The organism is Actinomadura sp. NPDC000929 (assembly GCF_040492065.1).
Taxonomy (GTDB): domain Bacteria; phylum Actinomycetota; class Actinomycetes; order Streptosporangiales; family Streptosporangiaceae; genus Spirillospora; species Spirillospora verrucosospora.
In genome coordinates this window covers 15,483-28,437 of the sequence record NZ_JBEUPA010000014.1, presented here as the reverse complement: position 1 = coordinate 28,437, position 12,955 = coordinate 15,483, and the positions used below count along the sequence as shown (strand labels likewise).

At 73.1% G+C, this 12,955-nt stretch carries 12 protein-coding genes; 10 read left to right on the top strand and 2 right to left on the bottom strand.

Annotated elements, in window-relative coordinates; all coding sequences use genetic code 11:
* Positions 1-10 precede the first annotated feature (10 nt).
* From ABWI04_RS07980 to ABWI04_RS07965, 4 genes are all read left to right on the top strand, one after another.
* Positions 11-862, top strand: a complete 852-nt coding sequence (locus tag ABWI04_RS07980; RefSeq protein WP_345171371.1) for a maleylpyruvate isomerase N-terminal domain-containing protein — start codon at positions 11-13, stop codon at positions 860-862.
* A gap of 118 nt (positions 863-980) precedes the next feature.
* Positions 981-1,586: a TIGR03086 family metal-binding protein gene (locus ABWI04_RS07975; protein WP_353831923.1), complete on the top strand. Its 606-nt coding sequence runs from the start codon at positions 981-983 to the stop codon at positions 1,584-1,586.
* Positions 1,587-1,637: 51 nt separating this feature from the next.
* Positions 1,638-2,162 carry a GNAT family N-acetyltransferase gene (locus ABWI04_RS07970; RefSeq protein ID WP_378188085.1) on the top strand — a complete coding sequence of 175 codons (525 nt, stop codon included), beginning with the start codon at positions 1,638-1,640 and terminating at the stop codon, positions 2,160-2,162.
* A gap of 39 nt (positions 2,163-2,201) precedes the next feature.
* Positions 2,202-2,624 carry a DUF3151 domain-containing protein gene (locus tag ABWI04_RS07965; RefSeq protein ID WP_345171377.1) on the top strand — a complete coding sequence of 141 codons (423 nt, stop codon included), beginning with the start codon at positions 2,202-2,204 and terminating at the stop codon, positions 2,622-2,624.
* On the opposite strand, the gene ABWI04_RS07960 is transcribed toward ABWI04_RS07965, so the two are convergent.
* The gene (locus ABWI04_RS07960) at positions 2,611-4,047 is read right to left on the bottom strand and encodes an FAD/NAD(P)-binding protein (protein WP_353831922.1); all 1,437 of its coding nucleotides are present in this window, start codon (positions 4,045-4,047) and stop codon (positions 2,611-2,613) included. The two genes, ABWI04_RS07965 and ABWI04_RS07960, sit on opposite strands and share 14 nt — an antisense overlap.
* A gap of 121 nt (positions 4,048-4,168) precedes the next feature.
* Here ABWI04_RS07960 and ABWI04_RS07955 point away from each other — a divergent pair, with 121 nt between their 5' ends.
* The 3 genes from ABWI04_RS07955 to ABWI04_RS07945 all read left to right on the top strand — a co-directional run bounded on the left by ABWI04_RS07955 (position 4,169) and on the right by ABWI04_RS07945 (position 7,574).
* On the top strand, positions 4,169-5,260 hold the full coding sequence (locus ABWI04_RS07955; RefSeq protein ID WP_353831921.1) for a response regulator transcription factor: 1,092 nt from the start codon (positions 4,169-4,171) through the stop codon (positions 5,258-5,260).
* A gap of 119 nt (positions 5,261-5,379) precedes the next feature.
* The gene (locus ABWI04_RS07950) at positions 5,380-6,663 is read left to right on the top strand and encodes an adenylosuccinate synthase (protein WP_353831920.1); all 1,284 of its coding nucleotides are present in this window, start codon (positions 5,380-5,382) and stop codon (positions 6,661-6,663) included.
* 68 nt (positions 6,664-6,731) lie between these two features.
* Positions 6,732-7,574 (top strand): glycerophosphodiester phosphodiesterase family protein, encoded by an 843-nt coding sequence (locus ABWI04_RS07945; RefSeq protein ID WP_353831919.1) that lies wholly within the window; start codon positions 6,732-6,734, stop codon positions 7,572-7,574.
* 194 nt (positions 7,575-7,768) lie between these two features.
* Here ABWI04_RS07945 and ABWI04_RS07940 read toward each other — a convergent pair whose 3' ends face one another.
* Positions 7,769-8,854, bottom strand: coding sequence for a magnesium and cobalt transport protein CorA (locus tag ABWI04_RS07940; RefSeq protein WP_345171387.1), 1,086 nt, complete (start codon positions 8,852-8,854; stop codon positions 7,769-7,771).
* A 368-nt stretch (positions 8,855-9,222) separates the two neighbouring features.
* Here ABWI04_RS07940 and purD point away from each other — a divergent pair, with 368 nt between their 5' ends.
* The 3 genes from purD to purB are packed head-to-tail and all read left to right on the top strand — an operon-like array spanning position 9,223 to position 12,953.
* Positions 9,223-10,473, top strand: a complete 1,251-nt coding sequence (gene purD / locus ABWI04_RS07935; protein ID WP_353831918.1) for a phosphoribosylamine--glycine ligase — start codon at positions 9,223-9,225, stop codon at positions 10,471-10,473.
* Positions 10,474-10,507: 34 nt separating this feature from the next.
* Positions 10,508-11,650 carry a low temperature requirement protein A gene (locus ABWI04_RS07930; RefSeq protein WP_345171391.1) on the top strand — a complete coding sequence of 381 codons (1,143 nt, stop codon included), beginning with the start codon at positions 10,508-10,510 and terminating at the stop codon, positions 11,648-11,650.
* A complete protein-coding gene (gene purB / locus ABWI04_RS07925; RefSeq protein WP_353831917.1) occupies positions 11,643-12,953 on the top strand; it encodes an adenylosuccinate lyase in 1,311 nt (436 codons plus the stop codon). The genes ABWI04_RS07930 and purB overlap by 8 nt, the downstream gene beginning before the upstream one ends.
* Positions 12,954-12,955: the final 2 nt, after the last annotated feature.

Sequence of the window (12,955 nt, the reverse complement as noted above, 5' to 3'; positions counted from 1 at the left end):
CCATCTGGCCATGGTGGTTCGGCTTACGGAAGAGAACTGGGCGGCGACCCGGACGTTTCTGCGCGAGACCGGCGACCGGTTCGCCGAGCTGCTGACCTCGCCCGGTTCCGACGCGAATGCCACCGCCACCTGGACCGTCACCGATACGGCGGCGCACGTCGCCACTCTCGCGCGGTTCTATCACCAGATGGTCGATCCCGCCGGGTGCGACGATCCCCTGGCCGTGCCCGATGAACTCGTCCGGAGCACGATCGTCGATACGGTCGACGCCGCGAACGAGGAATTGCTGCGCCTTTTCCCCGAGCGCGATCCGCGGGCGCTCGCCGACCTCCTGGTCCGCGATGTCGACCGGATCCTGACGGCGACGCGGGACGCGGATCCGACGACGGCGCTGCCCTGGCTGGGCGGCTCGCGCGTCCCGCTCGGCGGGCTGCTGGCGCATCTCCTCAACGAGCTCCAGATCCACGGGCGGGACATGGCCCGGCCCCTGCGCAGGCCCTGGCACGTCCCGTCGCGGGAGGCGGCCCCCTTCTTCGAGATGTTCCTCGTCGGGGTGACCGAGTACGGGTACGGACGGCTGCTGGACGGCCACGGCCCCGCGCCCGCCGGGCGGATCTCCGTCGAGTTCCGCTCCGACCACACCGCCCCCGTGGTGATGGCGATGACCGACGGGTTCGTCACCGTGGAGGAGCCGGACGGCCGCCCCGACGTGCGGCTCTTCTTCGACCCGACGGCGCTCAACCTGATGCTGTTCGGACGGATCGGCAGGGCGCGGGCGGTGCTGAGCCGCAAGGTCGTCATCCGGGGCCGGCGGCCCTGGGTCCTCCCCGCATTCCTGCGGATCGTGCGTCTTCCCTCGTAAACGGCGACGCCGCGCTTTTCACCGCCCCCTCACGAGGTGGACCGGCAACGGCCGCCGATGATTTCTCGCCGCCGCGCGGGTCTGTACATGTGATCATCCCGGCGAGGTGAGGAGCCGAATGCGTGAGGCGACCGGCGCATCGGCGCCCCTGCGATCCGACGCGTGCATCCTGGAGCGCTCGATCGGTTATCTCCTGACCACCGTCCAGCACGTCGCGCGGCCGATGCTCACGCACCCGACGCCGTGCGCGGCATGGAATCTCAACACGCTGCTGCTGCACATCGGCGACTCCCTTGCGGCGGTGCACGAGGGCTTGGCCGCGGGCCGGGTCGGCATCCGTCCGGCCCCGGTCGAACCGGCCGGCGACCCGGTCTCGGCGCTGCGCGTCCACGCCGTCCGGGTGCTGCGCCACACCATGGCCTCCTCCCGCCGCCCGGACGGCGCCGCGGGGACGGCGGCGATCGGCGACCGCTGCCTCCCCGTGGAGGCGGTGGTCGGCGCGGGGGCTCTGGAGGCGGCCGTGCACGGCTGGGACGTGGCGCAGGCGACCGGCGCGGCGCGGCCCATTCCTCCGGACCTGGCCACCGATCTCCTGGACGTGTGGCGGACCCTGGCGCCGCCCTGCGGCCGCCTGCCGCTGTTCGGCGACCCGGTGGACCCCGGCCCGCACGCGACGCCCGGCGACCGTCTCGTCGCCTTCCTCGGCCGCCGTCCGGCGACCTGAGAACGCGCGCCGAGGTTGCTTCACACAACTTTCTGCGATCCAATGAGTTGTGTGAAGCAACTCGATGGGCGCACCGTCGCCCGGATGGACACCGTGCTCGACGACGTCCGGATCCGCCCGTACGGCGTCACCGACCGCGACCGCGTCCGGCGCATGTCCGACCGCCTGTCGGCCGCGAGCCTCTACATGCGCTTCTTCTCCGGCACGCCCCGCCTGCCCGACCACTACGTCGGCCTCCTGGAGGGCCTCGACCACTGGGACCGCGAGGCCCTCGTCGCGCTGGACGGGGACGAGATCCTCGGCATCGCCGAATACGTCCGCGACGCGACGCGGGCCTGGCGCGCCGACCTCGCCGTCCTGGTCGCCGACCCCTGGCAGCGCCGGGGCCTCGGCCGCGCCCTCGTCGGCTGCCTGTCCGAGCTCGCCGGACGGCGCGGCGTCACCGAGTTCGGCGCGGACGTCATCCTCACCAACCGGCAGGCGCTCATGTTCGTCCGGAGCGGCTGGCCGGCGGCCCGCTCCTCCAGGGACGGCGGCTCCGCCCGCTTCCGCCTGCCGCTTTCCGTGCCCGCCTGACCCCGGCCGGTTGAATCCGGTGGGGGGCGCCCGCTTACCATGACCGGCATGACCCAGAACCTGCTCGGCGGCCCCGCTCCGACCGAACTTCCGGACAACCCCGAAGCCCGGACGGCCCTGGAGGAGGGCGTCGACCCGTTCGAGGTCGCCGCGCGCCACCCGGACCACCCGGGCGCGTGGGCCGAGCTGGCCGACCGCTCCTTCGCCAAGGGCAGCGTCATCGACTCCTACGCGTTCGCCCGCACCGGCTACCACCGCGGGCTGGACCAGCTGCGCCGGGCGGGCTGGAAGGGCCACGGCCCCATCCCGTGGGAGCACGAGCCGAACCGCGGCTTCCTGCGCGCCCTGCACGCCCTCGCCCGGGCCGCCGCCGCCATCGGGGAAGACTCCGAGGCCGAGCGCTGCAGGACGTTCCTCCGCGACAGCAGCGCCGAGGCCGCCGACGCCCTCAACGGCTCCTGACCCCACCGATCGAGCGCGCCGCCCGGGACGCCTGGGCGGCGACGCCGGGGATGCCCGACACCAGGAAGGGTCCGCCGCCGGCGAGGTCGCCGGCCACGTGCAGGCGGTGATCGGGCCGTCCGCCGACGAGGACCCGTCCCGTACCGGGGTCGACGGCGAGGCCGCCGTCCGGGTCCAGCACCGCGCCCTGGGCCAGGAGCGACGAGACGAGCGGCTCGGCCGCCCGGGGGATCGCGTGCGGCGGCGGGTTGACCGCGTTGATCACGATGTCGGCGGTGCGGACGCCCGCCGCATGCGTGATCTCGAACGCGGACCCCGCCTCGATCTTCTCGACCCCGGACAGCGCCTCCAGCGTCCCCGCCTCGAACAGCTCCAGCAGCAGCGCGGCATTGCGGGGCACCATCGGCGAGGCCGCGCTCGTGATCGTCCGGAAGTGGCGGCCGCGGAGCCGCTCCCGGTCACTCGCCGCGAGCAGCCGCCACGCGACCGGGCCGGCGGTGTGCGCGGCCTCCTGCACGATCCGCCGGCCGAGCCGCGGCGCGTCCACCATGGCGAGCTGCTCGCGCAGGCTCGCCGCCGGGTCCCGTCCCGGCGCCGCGGCGATCCAGGCCGCGAGGGCGTCCCAGCTCTCGCCGTGAGCCGCCAGTTCCATGCGGATCAGCTCGGTGAACTCCGCCAGCCGGACCGGCCCCTCCAGGGACCGCAGGCGATCGGGCGCCAGGTACCGGAGGTCGGTCGGAAGGGGACGCTGCCAGACGAACGGGAGGGTCCCGCTCCGCGAGACCATGCTGATCCTGCCGGCGTGCCCGCGCGCGGCCAGTGACGCCACGATGTCGACCGCGGTCAGGCCGGTCCCGATGACCGCCACGTTCTTTCGGGGCGGGACGCCGGCGAGGGTCCGCCGCAGGGGATACGGATCGGCGACGAAGCCGGGCGCGCCCGCCAGCCCGTAGCCGTCCCGAGGGACGCCCCCGCCGACGCACAGGACGACCTGGTCGGCGGGGTGGCGGCGTCCGTCCGCCGTTCGCACGACCGGGCGGCCCGCGAGGGACACCCCGGTCACCGCCGCGCCGACCAGCTCCGTCCGGGCGAACCGGGCGAGCGCGGCCTCCGCCGTGTCCACCAGGTACCGCCCGTACACGGCGCGCGGCGGGATCGGGCGGCCGAGCCGCTCGTCGGTGTGGGCTCCGGCGTGCGCGTCCCCGTCCAGCCAGCGCGCGTAGTGCTCCCGGTCCCCGTGCCGGATCGACATGATCTCCGGTGGGGCGTTGACGAGCACGGAGTCCAGGTCCGGCTGGTAGGGACGGCCGCGCCAGGGCGACGGCGAGGGGTCGAACACGGTGACGGAACGGATGTCCGAGGAGTCGAGGGCGTCCAGCAGCGCGACGGCCGCCGCACCCGCCCCGATGATCGCGATGTCCATGCCGCCGAGCCTCGCCGCCCGGCCGAGCCCGCCCCATCCCCCGCGGGCAGGGGATCGCTCCGGACCGCGATCCCCCATCTGAGGGGGTCCGCCCGCCGCGCAGGGCGGGCAGACTGGAGCGGTGATCGACCAGCGGGAACGGCGGGCCCTCCTCCACCGGGCCGCACGCGCACGGGACGCGGGCGGCCTGTTCGCGGGCGCCTCGTCGCGGCTCGGACGGCTGCTGGGCTTCCAGGCCGCCGCGTGGTCGGCCACCGACCCGGAGACCGGGCTGATCACCGCGCCGATGCTGGTCGAGAACCTCGGACGGGGCGAGCAGTGCTTCGCCTACTGGGAGTGCGCGCTCCTGGAGGAGACCGTGCTGCCCTACCGCGACCTGGCCCGCGCCCCCGTCCCGGCCGCCGGGCTCGTGGCGAGCACCGGCGGACTGCCCGCCCGCAGCGCGCAGTACCGCAGGCTGCTCGGCCGCCAGGGGATCGGAGACGAGCTGCGCGCCGTCCTGCGGACCGGCGGCCGGCCCTGGGGCGTCGTCAGCCTGTTCCGCGAGAAGGGCCGGGAGCCGTTCGGCCCCGCGGAGGTCTCCCTCGTCGCGGGCCTCTCCGCGCCCCTCGCCGACCGCCTTCGCGAGCTGGCCCGGCCCGTCCGGCCGCCGGCCGGGGCCGCCGGGCAGGACCCGGGGCTCATCCTGTTCGACCCGGCCGGCACGCCCTTCTCGATCAACGACGAGGCGCGCGACCTCCTCTCCCGGCTCCCGGACGGCCCGTCCGTCCCGTCCCCGCTGGGCCCGCCCCTGCCGGTCTGGCTCGCCGCGACGGCCGCGCAGGCCCGCGCCGTCGCCGCCGGCCGCGACCGCGGAGCGGCCCGCGTCCGGATCCGCACCCGCGACGGCCAGTGGCTCGTCGTCCACGCCTCCTGCATGGACGGGGTCCCCGGCTCGCCCGGCCCCACCGCCGTGGTCGTCCAGCCGGCCGCCGGCTCCGACATGGCGCCGGTCATCGCGGAGGCGTACGGCCTGTCCGCCCGCGAGCTGGAGATCACCCAGCTGATCGCGCGCGGGCTGACCACCGGCGGCATCGCCGCCGAACTGGTCATCTCCCCGCACACCGTCCGCGACCACGTCAAGGCGGTGTTCGCCAAGACGCGCGTGTCGAGCCGCGGCGAGCTGGTCGCGAAGCTGTTCGCAGAGAACTACTGGCCGCGCCGAGGCCGGTGACCGGCGGCCATCGGCCGCCTCCGGTTTCTTTGTCGCCCGCCTGCGGGTACGCTTTGATCGCAAGAGGCCCCTTCGCGCTTGCGGCGACCGGGGCCTTCGTCGTGGGAAGGGAAAGTGGCATGCCTGCCATCGTTCTTGTCGGTGCCCAGTGGGGAGATGAGGGCAAGGGCAAGGCGACAGACCTGCTCGGTGGGGACGTCGACTACGTCGTCCGCTACCAGGGCGGCAACAACGCGGGCCACACCGTGGTCATCGGCGACAAGAGCTACGCGCTGCACCTGCTGCCGTCCGGAGTGCTGTCGCCCGACGTCGTCCCCGTGATCGGCAACGGCGTGGTGATCGACCCCGCCGTGCTGCTGCAGGAGATCGACGGCCTGCGGGACCGCGGCATCGGCTGCGAGCGGCTGCTGATCTCGGCGAACGCGCACCTGATCATGCCGCACCACCGCGCCCTCGACAAGGTCACCGAGCGCTACCTCGGCAAGGCCCGGATCGGCACCACCGGCCGCGGCATCGGCCCCACCTACGCCGACAAGATCAACCGGATGGGCATCCGCGTCCAGGACCTGTTCGACCCGAACATCCTCACGCAGAAGCTCGACCTGGCCCTGCGCGAGAAGAACCAGGTCCTGACGAAGGTCTACAACCGCCGCCGCATCGAGACCGGGCCGATCGTCCAGGAGTACCTGGCCTACGGCGAGCGCCTCAAGCCGTTCGTCGCCGACACCACCCTCGTCCTGAACAAGGCGCTGGACGACGACAAGGTCGTCCTGCTGGAGGGCGCGCAGGGCACGCTGCTGGACATCGACCACGGAACGTACCCGTTCGTGACGTCGTCCAGCCCCACGGCCGGCGGCGCCTGCGCGGGCTCCGGAGTCGGCCCCACCAAGATCACCCGCGTGATCGGCATCCTCAAGGCCTACACGACCCGGGTCGGGTCCGGTCCGTTCCCCACGGAGCTGCTGGACGAGCAGGGCGAGTACCTGCGCACGACCGGCGGCGAGTACGGCGTGACCACCGGCCGCGACCGCCGCTGCGGCTGGTTCGACGCCGTGATCGCCCGCTACGCCACCCGCGTCAACGGCATCACCGACTACTTCCTGACCAAGCTGGACGTCCTGTCCGGCCTGGACCGGGTCCCGGTGTGCGTCGCCTACGAGATCGACGGCGTCCGGGTGGACGAGCTGCCCACGACGCAGACCGAGTTCCACCACGCCAAGCCCGTCCTGGAGTACCTGGACGGCTGGCAGGAGGACATCACCGGCGCCCAGAAGTTCGAGGACCTGCCCGCCAACGCGCAGGCGTACGTCCGGGCGCTGGAGCAGATGTCCGGCGCCCAGATCTCCGCGATCGGCGTGGGCCCCGGCCGCGACCAGACCCTTTCGCTCAGGCCCCTGGTCTGACCTCGCGTTTCCCTCCCGCTCACCCGTTCCTCACTGGGCGTTCGGTCACGGGCGGTAGCGTGCGTTCGGTGATCTCTTCCGTCGAGGTGCACGGACATCGCGGGGCGCGCGGCCTCCGTCCGGAGAACACCCTGCCCGGCTTCGCCCACGCCCTCGACCTCGGCGTCGACGTGATCGAGCTGGACGTGGGCCTGTCCTCGGACGGCGTGGTCGTCCTCGGCCACGACCAGGTGGTCTCCCCCGCCGTCCTCGCCGACACGGGCCCCGCCTGGCCGGACGACCCCGCCTACCCCTACGTCGGCAGACCCGTCCGCGAACTGTCCCTCGCCCAGCTGCGGACGCTCGACGCGGGCCTCAGCTGCGCGGCCGCCCCGATGCCCGGCACCCGCGTCCCCACGCTCGCCGAGGCGTGCGCCCTGCTGGCCCCCACGGGCGTCGGGCTCTCCGTCGAGCTGAAGACGGACCCCTCCTGGACCGACGAGGAGGTGGAGCTCCTGACCGCCTCCGCGGCGGCCGTCCTCAAGGCCTTCGGCTGCACCGGACGCTCCCAGCTCCTGGCCTTCGACTGGCGCGTCCTGGCCGAGGCCCGCCGCCACTACCCGGACCTGGGCCGCGTCGCCCTGATGGAACGCAAGACCCTCGCCCCGGAAACCGCCTGGCTCGCAGGCCACTCCCCGGCCGACCCGATGGCCGCCGCCTTCGCCCTGGGCGCCACCGCCGTCTCCCCCGAACACAAGATCACCACTGCCGCCCTCATAGACCAGGCCCACTCCCTGGCCCTCCCGGTCATCGTCTGGACGGTCAACACCCCCGAGGACATGACCCGCTTCATCCACGAAGGCGCAGACGCGATAGTCACCGACTACCCAGACGTCCTGCTGGCCCTCCAAACACCAACCCCCGCCATCTGACGCACAACGCCCAGCCACCGCCGCAACCCCGCAACAACCTCAAGGGTTGCGATCGCGTCCGAAGGCAGGTTCGAGCGGAGCGAGAAACCTGATCGCGCAGCGAGCCGCAAGGCGAGTCGGAGCGATGCCAGCGATCGCCCGCGTTTATCGACGATGGAGGGCCGCCAGGCCCGAAGGAGGAGATAAATGCGATGTCAGAGCCATCCGTTTCTGCGGAAGCCTCGGTAGAGGGCGAAGCAGGCGAGGGAGATGACGCTGAGGATCATGGGGTAGCCGTACTGCCAGCGGGTCTCGGGCATGTGGTCGAAGTTCATGCCGTAGACGCCGGCGATGGCGGTGGGGACCATGAAGATGGCGCCCCAGGCGGAGATCTTGCGCATGTCCTTGTTGTCGGCGACGGTGACCTGGGTCATGTGCGCCTGGAGGATGGGGTTGAGGAGTTCGTCGTAGGACTCGACCTGCTCGCGGACGCGGGTGAGGTGGTCCTCGACGTCGCGGAGGTACTCCTTGATCTCGGCGGGGACGAAGCGGCGGCCGGTCAGGTTGCGCAGGGGGCCGGCGAGCGGGCCGACGGCGCGCTTGAGCTGGATGACCTCGCGCTTTAGCCGGTAGATGCGGCGGGACTCGTCGGTGCGCTCGGGGGAGAAGACGGCCTCTTCGACCTCGTCGATGTCCTCCATGACGGCGTCGGCGACGCCGACGTAGCCGTCCACGACGCGGTCGGTGACGGCGTGCAGGACGGCGGCGGGGCCGAGGGCGAGGCGGGCGGGGTCCTTCTCCAGGTCGCGGCGGACGGGGCCGAGCGCGCCGTGGGCGCCGTGCCGGACGGTGACGACGAAGTCGGGGCCGCAGAACAGCATGATCTCGCCGGTCTCGACGACTTCGGCGCCGCCGGGGCCGCTGGAGACGTAGCCGACGGTCTTCATGACGACGAAGTGGACGTCGTCGTAGCGTTCGAGCTTGGGGCGCTGGTGGGCGTGGATGGCGTCCTCGACGGCGAGGGGGTGCAGGCCGAAGACCTCGGCGAGGTCGGAGAGCTCGCCGGCGGACGGCTCGTGGAGGCCGACCCAGACGAAGCCGGCGCTGTCGCCCTCGGGGGTGAGCCGGCCGTCGCGGACGAGGCGGACGGCGTCGGGGATGGTGTCGGTGCAGACGCGGTGGCCGTCGATGTAGGCGGCCCAGTCGATGACGGCGGAGTCGCGGTTCGGAGCCTGCACGCCGCTGGGGCGGCCGCGCGTCTTGAACAGAACGCGGCCGGGGCGGACTCGTGTCATGGCCATGGAGGTGCTCCTAACCCGCCGGCCACGCACGCAGCGCGCGCTCAACCCAGGCTGGTCAGCGAAGGGAGCGCGCGAGAGCGTCGGCCGGGCGCCAGATGGAGGCGGACGGTGGAACAGTCCGGTTCGGACTGTGAGGGTTCTCCGGCGAACTGCAAGTATCACCAGGACTCATCCCGACCACCTCCTTTCGGGCACCTCGACAGCGGGCGGTCAAGCCCGTGGCAGCCTACCAGCCGATATGTAGGACGCCGCCCGTATCGGTCAGGTTCACACGTCCCGGTGTGACGGCCGCCTCACCGGGCCGCATGCCCCTTCGCGCAGGGGTTACGCGCGCCCGGCGCGGGGTGGGGGACCAGTAAGCTCGCGACGTGCGAGTACTCGTCCTTGGATCGGGTGGCCGCGAGCATGCGCTCGTCCGCGCCCTGCACCGCGACCCTGCCGTCACCGCCCTCCACTGCGCCCCGGGCAATCCGGGCACGGCAGAGATCGCGGACAATCACCAGCTCGATCCGACGAACCGCACGGCGGTGGTGGAACTGGCCGCGCGGCTCCGGGTGAGCCTGGTCGTCATCGGGCCGGAGGCGGTGCTGGTGGCCGGGGTCGGCGACGCCCTGCGCAGGGCGGGCATCCCCTGCTTCGGGCCGGACCGCGCCGCCGCGAAGATCGAGGCGTCCAAGGCGTTCGCCAAGGAGATCATGGCCGCGGCGGGGGTGCCGACCGCCGACTCGCGGGTCTGCGAGTCGAGCGGGGAGGTCGAGGAGGCGCTCGACGCCTTCGGCCCGCCGTACGTGGTGAAGGACGACGGGCTCGCGGCCGGGAAGGGCGTGGTCGTCACCGAGAGCCGCGACGAGGCGCTGCGGCACGCCGACGCCTGCGACCGCGTCGTGGTCGAGGCGTACCTGGACGGTCCCGAGGTCTCCCTTTTCGCGCTGTGCGACGGGCAGCACGCCGTCCCGCTGCTGCCCGCGCAGGACTTCAAGCGCGCCTACGACGGCGACGAGGGTCCGAACACCGGCGGGATGGGCGCGTACACACCGCTGCCCTGGGCGCCGCCCGGACTGGTGGACGAGGTCATGGCCACCGTCGTCCAGCCCACCGTGGACGAGTTGCGCCGCCGCGAGACCCCGTACGTCGGCGTCCTGTACGCCGGGCTCGCGCTGACGTCCCGGGGCGTGCGGGTGGTGGAGTTCAACGCGCGCTTCGGCGACCCCGAGACCCAGGTCGTGCTGGACCGGCTGGCCACCCCCGTCGCCACGCTGCTCCAGGCCTGCGCGATCGGGGGCCTCGACCCGAGCCTGCGCCTCGAATGGCTGCCGGGCGCGGCCGTGACGGTGGTCGTGGCCGCCGAGGGCTACCCGGCCGCCCCGGCGAAGGGCGACGAGATCACCGGCCTGGAGGAGGCCGCCGCGGTCGAGGGCGCCTACGTCCTGCACGCGGGCACCGCGCTCGGCGGCGAGGGGCGGCCGGTCGCGAGCGGCGGGCGCGTCCTCAACGTCGTCGGCACCGGGCCCGACCTCGCCGCCGCCCGGGCCGCCGCCTACGAGGCCGTGTCCAGGATCGGCCTGCGCGGGTCCCACCACCGGACCGACATCGCGCTGAAGGCCGTCTCCCTGCCATGATTACCTGATTACACAGATACAAGGCAGGTCAGGCATGGCATCACCTTCGCCCGCGGGCGAGGAGGTCTACCGCGTCACGACGCTGGAGCTCTTCTTCGACCTGGTGTTCGTCTTCGCGGTGACCCAGCTCAGCCACGTCCTGGTCAAGGAACTGAACGCGCTGGGCCTGGCCCAGGTCGTGCTGATGTTCGGCGTCCTGTGGTGGATGTACGGCGGCTACGCCTGGCTGACCAACACCCTCACCCCCACGACGGCGGGACGGCGCCTGCTGCTCCTGGTCGGGATGGGCGGGTTCTTCATGGTCGCCCTGGCCACCCCGACGGCGTTCAAGGGCGGCGGCGTGCTGTGGGGCCTCGGGTACCTGGTGCTGGTGCTCGCCCATGTGACGCTGTACGCGCAGGACAACCCGAACATCCTGCGCGTCCTCCCGGCCAACCTCCTCGCGGCGGCGCTCATCATCGTCGCCGGGATCCTCGACCACGGGCCGGCCGTGTACGTGCTGTGGACGCTCGCGCTCGTCGTCCCGATCGTCCAGCCGTACATCGTGCCGGCGGGCGGGCTGTTCACCATCCGGGCCGCGCACATCGTCGAGCGGCACGGGCTCCTCGTCATGATCACCATCGGCGAGTCGGTGATCGCGGTCGGGGCGGGCGCCGAGCACGCCCACCTGGACCCGGGCCTGGTCGTCGCCGTGCTGCTCGGGCTGGCGCTCGCGGCGGCCGTCTGGTGGAGCTACTTCGCCAGGGACGACGAGCGCGCCGAGGAGTCGCTGGCCGCCGCCGACGACGTGCGCCGCACGCAGATGACGATGTTCGGCTACTTCTACGCCCACATCCCGCTGGTCATCGGGATCATCGTCGCGGCGGCCGGCATGGGGACGGCCGTCGGGCACGCCTGGGACGGCCTGCACGCCGGCCCCGCGCTCGCGCTCGCCGGCGGCGTCGCGCTCTACCTGGCGGGCGACGCGGCGTTCCGCCGGGCCGTGCGCATCGGACCGTCCCGCATCCGGCTCGGCGCCGCCGCGGCCGCGCTCGCCGTCACTCCGCTGGGCCTCTGGGTGGCCGCCGCCGAGATCACCGCCCTCGTCCTGGTGGTCGCCGCCGCGCTGGCGCTGGAGCACGCGGCGACCCGGCCGGACGCGGCGGTTCCCGGCCTGGGACAATCGTCGGGTGATTGAGCGCTACACCCTTCCGGAGATGGGACGCGTCTGGAGCGACGCGCACAAGTACGAGCTGTGGTGCCAGGTGGAGGTCCTCGTCGTCGAGGCCCACGCCGAGGCCGGCACGATCCCGCCGGAGGTGGTGGAGCCGGTGCGCAAGGCGCCGCCGCCGACGCCGGAGGCCGTGCACGCCATCGAGGCCGTGACGCAGCACGACGTCATCGCCTTCCTGTCGGCGTGGGCGGACAACACCGAGCCGCGGGAGGCCGCGCGGTTCGTCCACTTCGGCATGACGTCGTCCGACCTGCTCGACACGGCGCTCGCGCTGCAGCTGGTCGAGGCCACCGACATCCTGCTGGAGAAGGCGGACGCGCTCGTCGCGACGCTGCGCGACCACGCGCTGGCGCACCGGGCGACGCTGCGGGTCGGGCGCACGCACGGCATCCACGGCGAGCCGGACGTGTGGGGCCACCGCGTCGCCGACTTCGCGTTCGCCATGGCCCGGTCCCGCGACCGGCTGCGGCGCGCCCGCGAGGCCGTGGGCGTGATGGCGATCTCCGGCGCGGTCGGGACGTACTCCAACATCGACCCGGCGATCGAGCTGCACGTCGCGCGCAAGCTCGGCCTGAAGGCCGCGGACGTGTCGACCCAGGTCGTCCTGCGCGACGGGATCAGCGAGTGGGTCTCGTCCCTGGCGATCATGGCGACGGTGTGCGAGGCCATCGCGCTGGAGGTGCGGCACGGGCAGCGCACCGAGGTCCGGGAGCTGTGGGAGCCGTTCGGCAAGGGCCAGAAGGGCTCGTCGGCGATGCCGCACAAGAAGAACCCGATCATCTCCGAGCGGCTGGCGGGGATGGCGCGGATCGTGCGGGCCCAGATCGTCCCGGTGCTGGAGGGCATCCCGCTGTGGCACGAGCGCGACATCTCGCACTCCTCCACCGAGCGGATCGCGCTGCCGGACGCCTCCATCGCGCTCGACTACATGCTGAACCTGACGAACCGCCTCATGTCCGGGCTCGTGGTGGACGAGGCGCGGATGCGGGAGAACCTGGACTCGACCGGCGGCCTCATCTACACCTCGACCGTCCTGCTGGAGCTGGTCGAGGCGGGCATGTCGCGCGACGACGAGGCGTACCCGCTCGTCCAGAAGGCCGCCATGGCGACCTGGGAGACCGGCACGCCGTTCCGCGAGACGCTGCGCGCGCACGCCGCGGAGGCCGGCCTCACGCTGGACGAGAAGCGCCTGGACGAGGTGTGCCGCCCGGAGCGCTTCGTGGCGCGCCTCGGCCCGATGTTCGACCGCCTGACCGCTCTCAGTTAGGA